This is a genomic window from Kribbella sp. NPDC056951, from assembly GCF_042674205.1.
In the GTDB taxonomy this organism is placed as follows: Bacteria; Actinomycetota; Actinomycetes; order Propionibacteriales; family Kribbellaceae; genus Kribbella; species Kribbella yunnanensis.
The window spans coordinates 13,592-28,654 of sequence record NZ_JBHUQZ010000021.1 but is presented as its reverse complement, the minus strand read 5'-3'; the positions used below and the strand labels follow the sequence as shown (position 1 = coordinate 28,654).

The 15,063-nt window shown below is 68.6% G+C and carries 13 protein-coding genes, 1 pseudogene and 1 riboswitch; of the genes and pseudogenes, 3 read left to right on the top strand and 11 right to left on the bottom strand.

Annotated features, from left to right (window positions below; translation table 11 throughout):
* The first annotated feature begins 76 nt into the window (after positions 1-76).
* Positions 77-1,654: a DUF222 domain-containing protein gene (locus tag ACFTSF_RS40955; RefSeq protein ID WP_380160920.1), complete on the top strand. Its 1,578-nt coding sequence runs from the start codon at positions 77-79 to the stop codon at positions 1,652-1,654.
* A gap of 505 nt (positions 1,655-2,159) precedes the next feature.
* Positions 2,160-2,597, top strand: coding sequence for a DUF4262 domain-containing protein (locus ACFTSF_RS40950; RefSeq protein ID WP_380160919.1), 438 nt, complete (start codon positions 2,160-2,162; stop codon positions 2,595-2,597).
* Between the two features lie 56 nt (positions 2,598-2,653).
* Here the strand turns inward: ACFTSF_RS40950 and ACFTSF_RS40945 are convergent, their stop codons facing one another.
* The 11 genes and pseudogenes from ACFTSF_RS40945 to ACFTSF_RS40895 all read right to left on the bottom strand — a co-directional run bounded on the left by ACFTSF_RS40945 (position 2,654) and on the right by ACFTSF_RS40895 (position 13,470).
* Entirely contained in the window at positions 2,654-2,944 is a 291-nt protein-coding gene (locus tag ACFTSF_RS40945; protein ID WP_344151206.1) for a helix-turn-helix transcriptional regulator, read from the bottom strand.
* Between the two features lie 163 nt (positions 2,945-3,107).
* Positions 3,108-3,599 carry a CinA family protein gene (locus tag ACFTSF_RS40940; protein WP_380160917.1) on the bottom strand — a complete coding sequence of 164 codons (492 nt, stop codon included), beginning with the start codon at positions 3,597-3,599 and terminating at the stop codon, positions 3,108-3,110.
* Between the two features lie 212 nt (positions 3,600-3,811).
* Positions 3,812-4,426, bottom strand: coding sequence for a CDP-diacylglycerol--glycerol-3-phosphate 3-phosphatidyltransferase (gene pgsA, locus ACFTSF_RS40935; RefSeq protein ID WP_344151200.1), 615 nt, complete (start codon positions 4,424-4,426; stop codon positions 3,812-3,814).
* Entirely contained in the window at positions 4,423-5,859 is a 1,437-nt protein-coding gene (locus ACFTSF_RS40930) for a radical SAM protein (RefSeq protein ID WP_380160994.1), read from the bottom strand. The genes pgsA and ACFTSF_RS40930 overlap by 4 nt, the downstream gene beginning before the upstream one ends.
* Before the next feature lie 81 nt (positions 5,860-5,940).
* A pseudogene (locus ACFTSF_RS40925) lies at positions 5,941-6,195 on the bottom strand (MiaB/RimO family radical SAM methylthiotransferase); the annotation flags it as partial.
* A 51-nt stretch (positions 6,196-6,246) separates the two neighbouring features.
* A complete protein-coding gene (locus ACFTSF_RS40920; protein ID WP_344151194.1) occupies positions 6,247-6,999 on the bottom strand; it encodes a RodZ domain-containing protein in 753 nt (250 codons plus the stop codon).
* Between the two features lie 127 nt (positions 7,000-7,126).
* Complete coding sequence (locus ACFTSF_RS40915) at positions 7,127-7,705, bottom strand: hypothetical protein (protein WP_380160914.1); 579 nt, start codon at positions 7,703-7,705, stop codon at positions 7,127-7,129.
* Positions 7,706-7,707: 2 nt separating this feature from the next.
* Complete coding sequence (locus tag ACFTSF_RS40910; RefSeq protein WP_380160912.1) at positions 7,708-10,320, bottom strand: DNA translocase FtsK 4TM domain-containing protein; 2,613 nt, start codon at positions 10,318-10,320, stop codon at positions 7,708-7,710.
* An 80-nt stretch (positions 10,321-10,400) separates the two neighbouring features.
* On the bottom strand, positions 10,401-12,491 hold the full coding sequence (locus ACFTSF_RS40905; protein ID WP_380160910.1) for a DUF6351 family protein: 2,091 nt from the start codon (positions 12,489-12,491) through the stop codon (positions 10,401-10,403).
* Positions 12,492-12,545: 54 nt separating this feature from the next.
* The gene (locus ACFTSF_RS40900; protein WP_380160909.1) at positions 12,546-13,076 is read right to left on the bottom strand and encodes a DinB family protein; all 531 of its coding nucleotides are present in this window, start codon (positions 13,074-13,076) and stop codon (positions 12,546-12,548) included.
* 22 nt (positions 13,077-13,098) lie between these two features.
* A complete protein-coding gene (locus tag ACFTSF_RS40895; protein ID WP_380160907.1) occupies positions 13,099-13,470 on the bottom strand; it encodes a VOC family protein in 372 nt (123 codons plus the stop codon).
* A gap of 97 nt (positions 13,471-13,567) precedes the next feature.
* Positions 13,568-13,681, top strand: a riboswitch (SAM riboswitch).
* 16 nt (positions 13,682-13,697) lie between these two features.
* Here ACFTSF_RS40895 and ACFTSF_RS40890 point away from each other — a divergent pair.
* Positions 13,698-15,062 (top strand): aminotransferase class V-fold PLP-dependent enzyme, encoded by a 1,365-nt coding sequence (locus ACFTSF_RS40890; protein ID WP_344151176.1) that lies wholly within the window; start codon positions 13,698-13,700, stop codon positions 15,060-15,062.
* Position 15,063 lies beyond the last annotated feature (1 nt).

The following is a 15,063-nucleotide window of genomic DNA, read 5'->3' as shown; positions in this document are numbered from 1 at the left end:
GCAGCCCACGAAATCCCTTAAAAATAAGGCGTTCTGGCCTCGAAAACTGTCGGTGCCCATGTCTAAGCTGTTGGGTATGGAGATGTTGGCGTTGCCCCCGGTGTGGTCGCTGAGCGGCAGTGAACTGCTGTCCACTCTCGACACCGTGGAGGCTGCCACCGCCCTGCTGAATACCTACAAACTCCAACTCCTACGCGGGCTGGACGAGATGGGCATCGCCCGCGAGCTGGGTGCCCGCGACACCGTCGAACTGGTCTCGGAACGCTACCTTCGCGACCCGGTCGAGGTCCGCAAAGACCTCGCCTTCACCGGCGCTCTGCACAAGTACCCGGCCGTGACCGCCGCCCTACCCGACCCCACAGACCCCGCGCGGCCCGCGGTCGTGTCTCCCGACCAGGCCAAGGTCATCGTCAAGACCCTGGAGAAGGCCCCCTCCACCGTCCCGGTCGAACACCTGACCGTCGCCGAAGAGCAGCTGGTCGAGGCAGCCCGGCTCACCAACCCCCGCGAACTGACCCGGTTCGGTCACAAGGTCCTGTCCACCTTGGACACCGACGGCCCCGAACCAGCCGAGGACGAAGCTCACACGAAAAGATCACTGCGGCTCCGACGCACCGACGGTGGAGTGAAGTTCTCCGGGTTCCTGCCCGGCGCCGACGGCGAACAGCTCGAAACCCAAATCCACACCCTGTCCAAACCCCACAAGACCATCGACGGTGAACGAGACCCCCGCACCCGCGACCAGCGACAAGCCGACGCCCTGACGATCATCATGAACGCCGCAGCCGGCAACCCCGACCACCCCGGCGTCCCGCACCTGACCGTCACCATCGACTTCAACGACCTCGCCGCCGCCACCCTCGCTGCAACCCCGGCCACTTTCGGCGGCACAGCCGACGCGAGCGGTCTCGGTGCGATCGGGGGCGATACGAGCCGAGCCGGTGCGGTCGGGGCCGGTGCCGTCGAGGGCGGTGCGACTGGTCTCGGTGCGGCTGGCCGAGGTGGTGGAGTAGGTGAGTTGGTGTTCGGCGGCAACCTATCCGCCGGCGCAGTGCGGCTGCTGGCCTGCGACGCCGCCGTCCTGCCGATCGTCCTCGGCGGAGACTCCCAACCGTTGGACGTGGGCCGCGAGCAACGCTTCGTCAACCGCTACATCCGCCGCGCGCTGAACAAACGCGACAAAGGCTGCGTCATCTGCAAAGCACCACCCTGGATGTGCCACGCCCACCACCTCATCCACTGGGCCAACGGAGGCCCCACCAGCCTCCAAAACCTCGCCCTCCTCTGCGCCTTCCACCACCGCGCCGTCCACAACGGCCAATGGACCATCACCATCGTCGACGGCATCGCCCAAGTCACCCGCCCGCCCTGGGCAGACCCACCCCGCACCGACCCCGCCGCAGTCGCCGAGGTCATCGGCTGGGTCACCCCTGCCCACAGCACCAGCACCAGTGCCGACAGCGCCAGTGGCAGAAGAGCCCGGGTCAGCGGCAACCCAACTCATGAGCAGCCGGATCGGCTCCCGCCCGCCAGCACCCTCCCCAACCCAGGACTGGCCGCCGCCCGCGAAGCCCTCCGGACTCGGCTCACCGCAGTGGCACCCAACTACACCGACCCCTGGGGCACCAACGCTACCCCCACAGCCGGACCGTAAGAACCACGCCACCCGTCCATCACCCCACCGCGGCAGCCGGTCCACACACCGGCCCGCGGACCTACCCATGTCCACCGCACAACCACAGCCACACCACCGGCTCAGCCGCCGAGCCCATGATTCCCAAACAGCAACCACCCCGATCATTCAGCCGCACACCACTTGATCCCGGAACAGGACCACAGCCCGTCAGCCGCACGCCATCCGAGCTCAGGGCAGCAACCACAGCCCGTCAGCCCCAGACGACACGAGCACTGGTCGCCGGCAGCAATCATCCGGATCAGCCACCGGACCGCCCAGCCACCCCGCCTTTAGTCGGCCGCAGCGGTGATCAGCCGCCGCGCACGTCGTCGGCCGAGTTCATGCCAGGGTGGGAAACCTGCGGCGGTGACGGCAAGCCCAGACACCTTCAGGCGGCGAACCTGTGGACAACTGCGGCCACGGGGCGGAACGCGGATATCTTCTTTGGCGTATCGAACAGGTGTTCGAGCGAGAGGAGGAAGTGATGTGTGACGTTTGTGGTGGGATCAGCGCGCCGGAGGTCTCGCGATCGATCGAGGCCAGGGTCCAGACCTACGGCTGGACTGTGCTGCACATCCAGGGGGACGGCGAGCGGAACCCGGCGTTCGGGTACACGATCGGGCTCACGCAGTACGACCATCCGGAGATCATCGTGTTCGACCCGGTGCCGGACTCGGCGTATCTGAGCCTGAAGCCACTTGCGTGGGCTGTGCTCGAGGGGAACACCTTCGGGGAAGGCGACGATCTGACGGGGTTCTTCCCGCCGCCGGAACGCGCCGAGTTGCTGCAGTTCCCCGATTCGGGGATGCATCTGTTTACGGCGAACAGCATGTTCCGGGCCGCGGGTGATCCACCGCTGACCGCGCTGCAACTCGTGCGGTCGAGTTTGAGTCCGTTGCTGAGCCGACGGGGAGGCCGCTGATGGCAGCAGGGACCGGCTGCTCCGGAGTTGCCGGGACAGCCGGGTGTCGACGACGATCAGGCCGCGGAGGCCACGACCTCGGACTCGATGGTCGGATGCGCCAGGACCAGCGCCTCTTCGCGCGCCAGGTCTTCACTCACCTCGGCGAAGACAGCCGAGAGCGGCACCTCGAGGGCCATGCAGATTGCCGCCAGCAGTTCGCTGGAGGCCTCCTTCTGGCCGCGCTCCACCTCGGACAGATAACCGAGACTCACGCGTGCATCGGCAGACACCTCGCGAAGAGTGCGCCCCTGGCGCAGCCGCTTACGCCGCAGGACGTCGCCCAGCAGGCCACGAACCAGCACCATGAGGTTTCTCCCTTCCGCCTGTCCGGTCGTTGCTACTCGCACCGTAGCCCGACCGTAGGAACCAACGGTACCTGTTGCCGGGTCACTACTCCTCGCAATGTCCACCTTCGGTGCGCCGTGCCAGTCTGCCTTACCTGTCCCCATGCTGGTCTCAACACCCCGTTCAGTCGAGTTCTTCCGCCACAAGTGTCGCTACGAGTTCCAGTGCGGCCGCCACAGTGCCCTGCCGTACCGCACTCCGGTCACCGCTCAGCTGCAACTTCCGCACCTGCACAGACCCTGGTCCAGCCGCCGCGACGTAGACCGTGCCCGCCTCGACGCCTGCTTGGGGGTCCGGTCCCGCCACACCGGTCGTGGCTAGCCCGTAGGTGGCCTCCAGACGCTCTCGCACGCCGGTGGCGAGCGCTGCTGCAGTGTCGGGGTGAACCGGGCCCACAGCGTCCAGAAGGTCCTGAGGAACGCCCGCAAGCTTGGCCTTCAGGTCCGTCGCGTAGACCACCACACCACCCCGGTACACCGCAGACACCCCCGCCACATCCGTCAGAGCCGCCCCGACCATCCCACCTGTCAACGACTCAGCAGTCGCCAAAGTCTCGCCCCGACTCTTCAGAACTCCGACCAACCACTCGACGCTGCCCGCCCCGGTGCTCTCCATCTCCCCATTCCACCCCACGACCCACCCACGCCGCAGGCGGCACACGGTGTGGCGACACACCGGAGAGGTTGGACGGCCGGGAGGGGTGGTCGGCGGAGGAGCTGAGTCCGGAGGCGCTGGCAGACCGGGAGGGGTGGTTGGCGGAGGAGCTCAGGCCCGAGAGGTTGGAAGCCCGGGAGGCGTGCTCGGCGGAGACGCTCAGGCCGGCGGGGCTATGGGAGGGGGTGTTTGGCGGCGGCGCGGAGGCGGAGGGCGCGGATCAGGTAGTCGACGCCGGTGATCAGGGTGACGGCTACGGCGGCGGTCATGAAGAGGATCGCGGTCCAGTGCAGGAGGCCGAGGGTCTGCCACGGGAGGAGGTAGAGGCCGAGAGCGATCGCCTGCAGGACGGTCTTGAGTTTGCCGCCGCGGCTGGCGGGCATCACGCCGTGGCGGATGACCCAGAAGCGGAGGGCGGTGACACCCCACTCGCGGACCAGGACGACGACAGTGACCCACCACGGGAGTTCGTTGAGCAGGGAGAGGCCGATGAAGGCGGCTCCGGTGAGGGCCTTGTCGGCGATCGGGTCGGCGATCTTGCCGAAGTTCGTGACCAGGTTCCAGCGGCGCGCGATGTCACCGTCGAAACGGTCGGTGACGATAGCGACCACGAAGGCGCCCGTGGCGAGCAGGCGGGTGCCGGTGTCGTTACCGTCGTGGCGGAGCAGCAGCCAGACGAAGAGCGGAACCAGGACGAGCCGCAGCACAGTCAGCGCGTTCGGGACGTTCCAGGCGCTCGGCGCGTGGATCCGCCCGGCTTGCGGAACCGGGTTCGGCGGGTTGGTCACGCGGTCAGGTTAGCGGCCGGACGGTCGTCCTGGGGATTCACCACCGCGGCGAACTCCGCGATCAGGTCGACACCGTCGCTGCCGGACACCTTCGCGGAGACCAGATCACCGATCCGGACACCCTCCGGAAGCCCGACCAGCGTCGTCGAGCCATCCACCTCGGGGCCCTGGTGAGCGGCGCGGCCTTCACCGGTCTGCCCGGCGACCGGTGCGTCGTCCGGGGCGGTGGTGAGGGATTCGACGAGTACCTCGACGAGGTCGCCGATGCGGGACTCGGCGCGGGCGGAGGTGAGGTCCTCGGCGAGGCGGGTGACGCGGTCGAGGCGGGCTGCGATGGTGTCCTCGTCGAGCTTGCCGTCGTAGGTCTCGGCCTCGGTGCCGTCTTCGTCGGAGTAGCCGAAGACGCCGATGGCGTCCAGGCCGGCCCGGGAGAGGAAGTCGCACAGGATGTCGACGTCTTCCTCGGTCTCACCGGGGAAGCCGACGATGACGTTGCTGCGGATCCCGGCGGCGGGAGCTGCGGCGCGGACCTGGGCGATCAGTTCGAGGAAACGTTCGGAGTCGCCGAAGCGGCGCATCCGGCGCAGGAGCGGGCCGGAGGCGTGCTGGAAGGAGAGATCGAAGTACGGGACGACGCCGGGGGTCGACGTCATCGCAGCGAGCAGCGTCGGGCGCATCTCGGCGGGCTGCAGGTAGGAGACGCGGACCCGGGTGATGCCGGGGACCTCGGCGATGTCGGCGACGAGGGTTTCCAGGAGACGGAGGTCGCCGAGGTCCTTGCCGTAGGAGGTGGAGTTCTCGGAGACCAGGAAGAGTTCGCGGACGCCGTTCTCAGCGAGCCAGTGGGCTTCGCCGAGGACCTCGGTGGGGCGGCGGGAGATGAACGCGCCGCGGAACATCGGGATCGCACAGAACGCACACCGGCGGTCGCAGCCGGACGCCAGCTTCAGCGGCGCCATCGGGCCACCGTCGAGCCGGCGTCGTACGACACGCGGGCCACTGGCCGGAGCAGACGCGAGGTCAGGCGCGTCGATCTTCAGTTCGTTGCGGGTGCCGTCAGACGCGGCAACCATCCGCCCCTTGAGAGGCTGCGCGGTGTCGGCGGCAGCGTCCGGCGTGCCAACCGGCTTGAGCGCCGAGGGGACGTGGTCGCCGAGCGTGCTACCAGCGGCGTCCGAGGAGCCGTGCGCGTGGTCGCGCTGGGCCGGGATGACGGCAGAGCCGTGGTCGCCGTGGGCGGGAGCGGCACCGCTGCGGGCGTGGTCGCCGTGGGCGGGCGTGGCGCTGTGCGCGTGGTCGCCGTGGCCGGGGGTGGCTACGGGGGTGGCGGACTGGCGGGCTGCTGGAGACAGCGGGAGGAGTTTGCGGCGGTCTCGGGGGGTGTGGGGGTGGTGCTTGGTGCCCGAGAGGATGGAGCGGAGGCGGTCCGAGATGTCGGCGTAGTCGTCGAAGCTGAGGACCGCATCAGTTTCGGGGAGGGCCTCGGCGAGTTGGTCGCCGTAGCGCTCGGCGAGGCAGCCGACGGCGACGACCGCCTGGGTGCGGCCGGACTCCTTGTAGTCGGCGGCGGCGAGCAGGGTGTCGACCGAGTCCTTCTTGGCGGCCTCGACGAAACCGCAGGTGTTCACCACCACGGTGTCCGCTTCGGTGGCGTCGTCGACGAGAAGGAAGCCGCCGGCCTCGAGGCGGCCGGCGAGTTCCTCGGAGTCGACGTCGTTGCGGGCACAGCCCAGCGTGACCAGGGCAACAGTGACGGGTGGCGTAGTCATCACTACGAGTATGACTCGCCGCCCAGCCTCACACCTAACTGCGCGCGAAGGCTACTTCTTGGTCAGGGTGCCGTCGGGGTGGGCAACGAAGCGGTAGAGCTTGGTGACCTGGGCTTTGCCGTTGACCTTGATCGCGAGGTTGCCCGGGGCACCGGCGGAGACGCGGATGTCGCCGACCACGGTGACCGTCTGCACCGAGCCGGGACCGACCAGGCCCTGGAAGAGACGCTTGCCCTTCTTGTCGCGCAGCGTCACATAGGAACCGTTGTTCTTCGCGGTCAGGGTGAGCGTGGTCTTCGTCGGCACGACCGGCGGCGCGACCGGCTTCTTCTTGGTCGGGGCAACCGTCGGCTTCGGGGTTGGCTTCGGCGGCTGCGTGGTGATCGTCGTCGTGGCGGTGGTCTTCGACGCGTTGGCCTCGACATCGCTCGGCAGCGTGAAGAGCCGAACCATCCCCCAGCCCATCAGCCCGACCAGAATCGCGCCGAGGACAACCGCCCAGCGCGGACGGGCGGGGTGCAGGGTCGGGCCCTTGACCGCGGCACGCTCCTCGCGGCGGGACTTCTCCTCGTCGGCGGCGTGTTCGGCGTCGAAGGACGCCACCAGCGGGGCCGGGTCGGCCTTGACCACGCGCGCGATCGAACGGATGTGACCGCGCGCGTAGAAATTGCCGCCACAGCGGGAGAAGTCGTCGGCCTCCATGGCGGTCAGCAGCCCGGTTCTGATCCGGGTGGCGGCACTCAGCTGCTCGATCGTCATGTCGGCCCGTACACGGGCCGCCGTGAGCTCGCTACCGATGCTCACGTGGTCACCGTCCTCTCCGTCGCCCGATCCGAAGTGCGGGCCATCAGCATCAATGAGTTCCTGATGCCGGCAGCCAGGACCGCCGACATCAAGTCAACGGTCGTCGCCCGATGGGGTCACGGACAAGTCAGAGTTGCTCGCGCACCGGACATCTGGCGTCCGCGAGCATGTGCAAAGCCTGTACCACTTCCCCGTTCGACGGCCGTGCCGTCAACCCGAACGGTACCGCTAGTGAGGACCCGGTCAGCCGCCGGTTGGCATCCGTGGTCCGGCGCGTCGCACTCGGCATCGCGGCCAGGATCGGACCGGGATCCAGCAGATGGACGGCGATCCGGCCGTCGTCGAGCGGATGCCGGCGTTTCAGCACCGTCACCTCCTCGATCTCCTGCCATCGGGTGCCGATCCATTCGTTGCCGATTCGCAACCGGATCCCGACGTCGTCGGCCACCAGCATGTCCCCGACCGTCAGCGCCCGGGCGCACACCACGGCCAGTACGGCGAACGCTGCCGCGGCGAACCAGCGCAGTACACCGGTCGCAGTACCCGACGCGGAGGCGGCGAAACCGACGGCCACCAGGCCGGCGCCGAGGGCGAGGCCCCCGTGCACCTTCTGCGAGGCGCGGATCGTGAACGGAACAGGCCTGTCGTCGAGGTCGAAACCCTCATGACGGGGCTGATGATGTGTCACGGCGCTTGCTTCGGTCACAGTCACTCTCCTCGGAGGGTGGTGATGAAGTCTTCCAGGTCGTCCGGCTTGACCAGCACGTCCCGCGCCTTGGATCCCTCGCTGGGACCGACCACGCCCCGGCTCTCCAGGATGTCCATCAACCGGCCGGCCTTGGCGAAACCGACCCGCAGCTTGCGTTGCAGCATCGACGTCGATCCGAACTGGGTCGAGACGATCAGCTCGGCGGCCTGGACCACCAGGTCCATGTCGTCGCCGATCTCGTCGTCCAGGTCCTTGCTCGGCGCGGCGACGGCGGTGACGTCCTCGCGGTACGTCGGCTCCAGCTGGGTCTTGGTGTGCTCGACCACGGCGCGGATCTCGGACTCGGTGACCCAGGAACCCTGGATCCGCATCGGCTTGCTCGCACCCATCGGCAGGAACAGGCCGTCACCCTGACCGACCAGCTTCTCCGCACCGGGCTGGTCCAGGATGACGCGGCTGTCGGCCAGCGACGAGGTCGCGAAGGCCAGCCGGGACGGCACGTTGGCCTTGATCAGACCGGTCACGACGTCGACCGACGGCCGCTGGGTGGCCAGCACCAGGTGGATACCGGCGGCCCGGGCGAGCTGGGTGATCCGGACGATCGAGTCCTCGACATCGCGCGGCGCGACCATCATCAGGTCGGCCAGCTCGTCGACGATCACCAGCAGATACGGGTACGGCGTGAGTACCCGTTCGGACCCTGGTGGCGGCTTCACCTTGCCACCGCGGACCGCCTTGTTGAAGTCGTCGACGTGCCGGAAGCCGAACGCCGCGAGGTCGTCGTACCGCATGTCCATCTCGCGGACGACCCACTGCAGCGCCTCGGCGGCCTTCTTGGCGTTGGTGATGATCGGCGTGATCAGGTGCGGGATGCCCTCGTAGTTGTTCAGCTCGACCCGCTTGGGGTCGACGAGGATCATCCGCACCTCGTCGGGGGTGGCCCGCATCAGGACCGAGGTGATCAGCGAGTTGACGAACGACGACTTACCGGAACCGGTCGCACCGGCGACCAGCAGGTGCGGCATCTTCGCCATGTTCGCGACCACGAAGCCGCCCTCGACGTCCTTGCCGAGCCCGGCCACCATCGGGTGGTGGTCGTTCCGGGCGGTCGCCGAGCGGATCACGTCGCCGAGGCTGACGATCTCCTTGTCGGTGTTCGGGATCTCGATCCCGATCGCGGACTTGCCGGGGATCGGGGACAGGATCCGGACGTCGGCCGAGGCGACGGCGTACGCGATGTTCTTGGACAGCGCGGTGACCTTCTCGACCTTGACCGCGGAGCCGAGCTCGACCTCGTACCGGGTGACCGTCGGGCCGCGGGTGTAGGCGGTGACCTGGGCGTCGATGCTGAACTGCTCGAACACCTCGGTCAGCCGGTCGACCACGGCGTCGGACGCCTTGGTCCGGGCCTTGTGCACCGATCCCGGCTTCAGGATCTGGCCGTCCGGCAGCGTGTACGTGATGTCGCCGGACAGGCTGAGCTGCTCGACGCGCTGCGGCATCGGGGTGTGCGGCGGCGGCTCCGGAGCCGGTGCGTCGTTCACCTTGAAGCTCGGCGTGGCCGGGGCCGCGGCTGCTGAAGCGTCGACGTCGTACGCGTCTTCTTCCGAAGGCGGCGCGGCCTTCGGCTTGCGGCTGCGCTTGGAGATCTCGCGTCCTTCGAGGACCGGCGAGTCGTACGGCTTGATCGTCGGGTCGCCGTCGTCCTCGAGGGCAGCCTTGGCGCGCCGCTCCTTGCGGGTGAGTCGCACAGTGTCGTCAGTGGACGACTCGCCCGTCGGCGCGGCAGCCTCCTCCGGCAGTTCGGTCCGGCCCATCAGTACGTCGAATGCTGCGCGTACCCGGAGCGGGATCGCGTAGATCGCCGTACCGGTGATGACCAGCAGACCGAAGATCGAGAGCAGCACGAGCAGCGGAGCGGCGACGTACTGGGTCATCAGGTAGGAAAGCGCCGCCGAGATGACATAGCCGACCGCACCGCCGGCGTCGTGCAGCGGGGCATCGCCCGCAACGTCCGGTCGCGGGATGCCGTGGGCGATGTGCACCAGCCCGAGCACCCCGAACGACAGCAGTGTCCAACCGATGATCTGACGCCCGGCCGGACCGTTGCTCTCCGGGTTCCGCAGGGTCCGGATCGCCATCGCGAGCAGCAGCAGAGGGACGGCCCAACCGGTAATACCGATGCTCTCGCCGACCGCGGTCCGGACGCCGTTGCCGACCGCGCCAGGCAAGTGCCACCAGATCGAGGCGGCGACAATGATCGCCAGCCCGATCAGGAACAGGCCCGCGCCGTCACGGCGGTGCTCCGGCTCCAGATCCCGCGCGCCGTGACCGATCCCCCGGGCCGCCCGGCCGATCAGGTGGGCGATGCCGATCCACAGCTTCACGAGGCCGCGGCCGATCGCCAGCATGGCGGCCGCAAAAGGGCCTGGTCCGCTGTTTTTGGGTGTGCTGGTCCGCGCAGCGGTACTACCACCACCGCGCTTCGAGGTCTGCCCACGCTTCTGGGCGGCCGACGGACGGGTGCGTCCACCGGCAGCGGCTCGGGCCGTGCTGGGCCGTTTCGCTGCCGACTTCTGCGCCCGCGCCGGGGAAGACGTGCGGGTCGCCATGTTTAGCAGGCTACCTCCAATACCACTCGAGTCCCACGTGTCACACGCCGATCACGCTGCCCCATCCGTAGCGTCACGACTCAGAAGACGGGCCACGCCTCAGTCGGACGCTGCTGACCGTCACCTGGTGCCGTCCAGTCACAGACACCCTGCGGAAAGGCCTGTCGGAGCGCGGTCCACTGGGCCGGTGTGAAGTCGGCCTGGTAGTCAGCCGGTGACAGCGGACGCAGGCGACACTTGATGATGTCGTTGGCGACGGAGGCCCCTGCTACCTGGCGTGGCGCGGGCCAGACCGGATAGAGCGTGTTGCACCGCGTCGTACCGATGCCGTTGACCTGCTTCTCGACGATCTTCACGCCCTGCGGAGTCCAGCACGCCTCGTCGAGCGACGACGGCTTGTTGCGGATCAGGCGGCTGTGCGACGAGCCGGGACCGGTGTCGGCGTCCACGGCATCCATCCACTGATCCAGTGCCTTCAGCGCGGACAGGACAACCGGGTTGCCGGTACTGAAGCCGCCCTGCGCGTCGCTGGACTGCACCAGCATCACCTGGTTGTCCGCGTCGCCGTTCGCCTTCACCAGTCGCTCGCGCAGCGAAAACGAGTGGAACATCAGATGGATATCGCCGTTCGGCAACTCGTCCAGGTACTGCCGATAGTCGATGATCGGGGTGCTCGCCAGTCCCCCGCCGCCGTTGATCAACTGCCCGGTCCGGTACGCCGTCTCGGTCGCCACCGGATCGGCCACCGTGCGACCGGGGACGAAGTTGGCGTCGGCGTCGAAGCCACCGATCGCGCGGTTCAGGTCGACGAACTGGGCGGCGGTGATCTTGCCCGCGTTCAGCGCCGCCAGGCCGTACTGGATCCCGACGTTGTCGAGCGGCCGCCGGACCGCACCGGCAGCGTCCTTGCCCCAGATGTTGACCTGGTGGTCGTAGACGTCACACCGAGCACCACCCGGGTTCGTCGAAGGGTCGTACCGCTGCTCCACAGGTAGTTGCTCAGGGCAATAGACCCGCGGGTCGATCCGGCGGCCGCCGGCGGCCAGGTTGGCGATCGTCTCGATCTTGCCGAACCCGGCCACCGCCCGCTTCGCGGTGTCGGTCCAGCCGTCGGCCGACCGGAAGTAGTGATCCAGCAGCAGCGCGTCGGTGATCGTGTGCAGCGTCGCGAACCCGACCTCGGGGAACACGCACGCCGCGACGATCCCGTCCAGCAGCCCCGGATAGTTGTCGGCGATCTGGAAGACCTGGTACGAACCGCCCGAGCAGCCCCAGCCGATCGTCTGCCGCGGTACGCCGATGGTCTCGGCGATGTGCTCGCGGGTCATCGTCATCGTCTCGGCCGCGAGCACCCCGTTGCAGTTCACCCCGAACACGTTCAGGCTCGACGAGGCAACGGCGTACCCGCGTCCCAGGAGGACGTCGTCGTTGATCCCGCCGGTGTTGCTCCCCTGCTGGTACCAGCCGCCGGGGCAACCGCCGCCGAAGCTGTAGACCAGCCGGCCGTTCCAGGCCGACGGTGGCCGCTGCACGCTCGGCGCACCTTCCGTGCGGTCGTGCAGTACGGCGTACTCATAGATCGACCGGTTGATCACACCAGTCTCGACGCGAACGATGTACGGCACCCGCCGGCCATCCGACGTGGTCGTCGTGGCCAAGTCATCGGGTTTCGTTGCCGGCAGCACCTTCAGCGACCGGTCGATCGTCGAGCGGTACAGGTAGTCGACCCGGGTCGGCACCGAGCAGTTCGGCCCGGTCGCCGGACCGAGCTTGACCTTCGCGAGCGTCGTGAAACCGGCCGTCCCGCAGATGTACGGCGTTTCGTGCGGTCCCGCCAGCATCGGGCCGGAGCGCGGATAGTTCGTGATGCCGAGTCGAGCCTCGCCCGCGGTGAGCGTGTTCCGGCCGATCACCAGCCCGCGAACCAGGCCGATCAGCCGATCCGCGGTTCGGGTGAAGGCATCACTGACATCGCGGCCGTTCAATTCGACGACGAGGTTCTCGAGGTTCTGCCCGGTGATGCCGATCAGCGCATTACCGTCGCTGACGAAGTCCGGCCGCGGAGACGACAGCACCTCGATCCGGACGCCGTACGCCGCACTCGCGGGCGCGACGAGCAACGCGGTGAGCACCGCGAAGATCAGCGCGACGAGGGCGGCCGGACGCTTCATGGCAGGAAGTTGACCACAAGGCCCGGTCCATCGGAAGGCTTGTTACCAGATCGATCAGGCTCCGGTGGTGCCGTCGAGTTGTTCCCGCAGCAGGTCAGCGTGTCCGCAGTGCCGGGCGTATTCCCCGACCAGGTGGATGTAGATCATCCGGAGCGTCGACTCCGTGCCGTTGAAGACGAAGCGCTCGTCGAACGAGCGGCCGGCCGCCGCTTCGTCGGACAACTTCCATTCGGCGACCAAGCCGTCGTACGCCGCCTCGGCGTCGGCCGGATCGATCAGCTCGAAGTCGGCGTCCTTGCCCAGCTCGGGCGCGAACAGCGGCTCGGCCTTCTCGCCGGACGCGAAGTGAATCCGGAACCAGATCCGCTCGACCTTGGTCAGGTGCCGGATCAGCCCGAGCAGCGACAGGTTCGACGGCGGCGAGGGCCGGGTGGCGAGCTGCTCGGCGGTCAGCCCGGCGCACTTGTAGAGCAGCGTGCTGCGGTAGAAGTCGAGATACCCACGCAGCAGCTCACCTTCCGGCGCGGTCAGCGAACCGTCGGGCCGCTCGACATCAGGTGCGGTCCACGCCGCGATCGTCGTCATCCCGCCATCCAACACGCCCACCTCAGCGGTCGCGAATCGGCGGTGCCCAGCCCGGCCTCGGGATGAGGCAGAACGGGTGACCCGCCGGGTCCTCGAACACGCTGCCCACCACTTGACGGGCGCCCAGCGCGACGACGGCCGCACCGGCTTCCTCGAGGTCGTCGACCATGACGTCGAAGTGCATCTGCTGTGGATGCGCGGGGTCCGGCCACTGCGGCGGGCGATAGTCGGATGCGCGCTGGAAGGCCAGGCCGGAGGTGTGGTCGTTGTCCGCGACCACCACCCAGTCGTCGCTGCGATAGGTGATCGGCTTGCCGAGGAGCTCGGCGTAGAACTCCGCCAGCCGGAGCGGATCCGGGCAGTCGATGGCCAAGTGGTGCAGCCGTCCGATCATCGTCGCGCCGCCTTCCCGTCCCACGATGTGTTTGTCTATCTCATCACATGAGATTAGGGCTGGCGTCCTCGTGGCCGGTTCGTTACCGTTCTCGGCAGGTCATGAGCGCCAGCGTCAAGCCCCGGCTCGCTGGCCGGCAACCCTCCTCCGCGGTGGGGTGCCCCGGGTGAAGACCAGGCCGTGCGGATACCCCGTTCGGCAAGTGCGGACTTCCCGGGAGCGAAGCCATGTCGATCCTCTCCATCCTCGAGCCGGCCAGCACCACCACCCCGCGTGCGGCGGTCACCCGGCTGACGAACGGCACCATCCCCGCCACTGTCGGTGCGGACCTGCTGGTCCCGCTGGCCGACGGTCGCGTGACGGACTACGCGAACTTCGACCATGGTGCCAGCGCGCCGTGTCTGGAGTCGGTGCGCGCCAGTGTCGAGGCAGCCCTGCCGTCGTACGCGTCGGTGCACCGCGGCAACGGCTACGCCTCCCGGATCACCACCCAGTGGTACGAGCGGGCCCGCGCCGAGGTACACAGCTTCGTCGGCGCTCGCAACGACGACCAGGTGATCTTCACTCGGCAAACCACCGACGCCCTGAACCTGCTCGCGCACGCCGTCCCGGCCGACGCGACGGTGATCGTCTTCGAGTCCGAGCACCACGCGGCGCTGCTGCCGTGGGGCGAGGAGCGCACGGTCCGGCTCGCTGCACCGGCTTCGGCCAGCGCGGCCGTAACGGCCGTGGCCGATGCACTGAGGAGCGCTCCGGAGGGCCCGCGGCTGGTTGTCGTCACGGGCGCATCGAACGTGACCGGTGAGATCTTCCCGATCGCCGAGCTCGCTGCGGTCGCCAAGGCGCACGGCGCGCGCATCTGCTTGGACGCCGCACAGCTGGCACCCCACCGCGTCGTCGACATCGCCGAGCTGGACGTCGACTGGGTCGCACTGTCCGGCCACAAGCTCTACGCCCCGTACGGCGCCGGTGCGCTCATCGGCCGCGCGGACTGGCTCGACGCCGCCGACCCCTACCTGTACGGCGGGGGCGCGACGACCGCGGTCACCGGCGACGGTGTGGTCTGGGCGACCGGCCCGTCCCGTCATGAGGGTGGCTCCCCCAACGTCATCGGCGCAATCGCGCTGGCCTCGGCCTGCGCGACCATCAGCCGCAACCGCGACGCGATCGAGCAGCACGAGCGCAGCCTGCTCGCCCGACTCCGCACTGGCCTCGCGCAGATCGCCGACGTCACGACGTACTCGATCTTCGGCGCCGAGGCCGACCGCGTCGGCACGGTCTGCTTCACCATCAAGGGTCTGAGCTCGACGCTCGTCTCCGCAGCACTCAGCGCGGAGTACGGCATCGGCGTCCGTGACGGCAAGTTCTGCGCCCACCCGCTGGTCGGCCACCTCCTGGCCGACGCACCCGAGCACGGTACGGCGGTGCGCGCCAGCCTCGGTCTTGGCACGACCCGCGAGCACGTGGACCGGCTGGTCGGCGCAGTGCGCTCACTGGCCACCAACGGGCTGCGCGCGGAGTACGAGGACACCGACCACGGCTGTCAGCCGGTCGAGGACCCTCGCGACCTCCACGCGCCCCGCATCTGGTAAA

Bases quoted from the DNA above. Each gene is read 5' to 3' on its own strand.
- ACFTSF_RS40890 (WP_344151176.1), top strand. From the start codon at position 13,698: ATGTCGATCCTCTCCATCCTCGAGCCGGCCAGCACCACCACCCCGCGT.
- ACFTSF_RS40895 (WP_380160907.1), bottom strand. From the start codon at position 13,470: ATGATCGGACGGCTGCACCACTTGGCCATCGACTGCCCGGATCCGCTC.
- ACFTSF_RS40950 (WP_380160919.1), top strand. From the start codon at position 2,160: ATGTGTGACGTTTGTGGTGGGATCAGCGCGCCGGAGGTCTCGCGATCG.
- ACFTSF_RS40945 (WP_344151206.1), bottom strand. From the start codon at position 2,944: ATGGTGCTGGTTCGTGGCCTGCTGGGCGACGTCCTGCGGCGTAAGCGG.
- ACFTSF_RS40955 (WP_380160920.1), top strand. From the start codon at position 77: ATGGAGATGTTGGCGTTGCCCCCGGTGTGGTCGCTGAGCGGCAGTGAA.
- ACFTSF_RS40940 (WP_380160917.1), bottom strand. From the start codon at position 3,599: ATGGAGAGCACCGGGGCGGGCAGCGTCGAGTGGTTGGTCGGAGTTCTG.
- ACFTSF_RS40910 (WP_380160912.1), bottom strand. From the start codon at position 10,320: ATGGCGACCCGCACGTCTTCCCCGGCGCGGGCGCAGAAGTCGGCAGCG.
- ACFTSF_RS40900 (WP_380160909.1), bottom strand. From the start codon at position 13,076: ATGACGACGATCGCGGCGTGGACCGCACCTGATGTCGAGCGGCCCGAC.
- ACFTSF_RS40905 (WP_380160910.1), bottom strand. From the start codon at position 12,491: ATGAAGCGTCCGGCCGCCCTCGTCGCGCTGATCTTCGCGGTGCTCACC.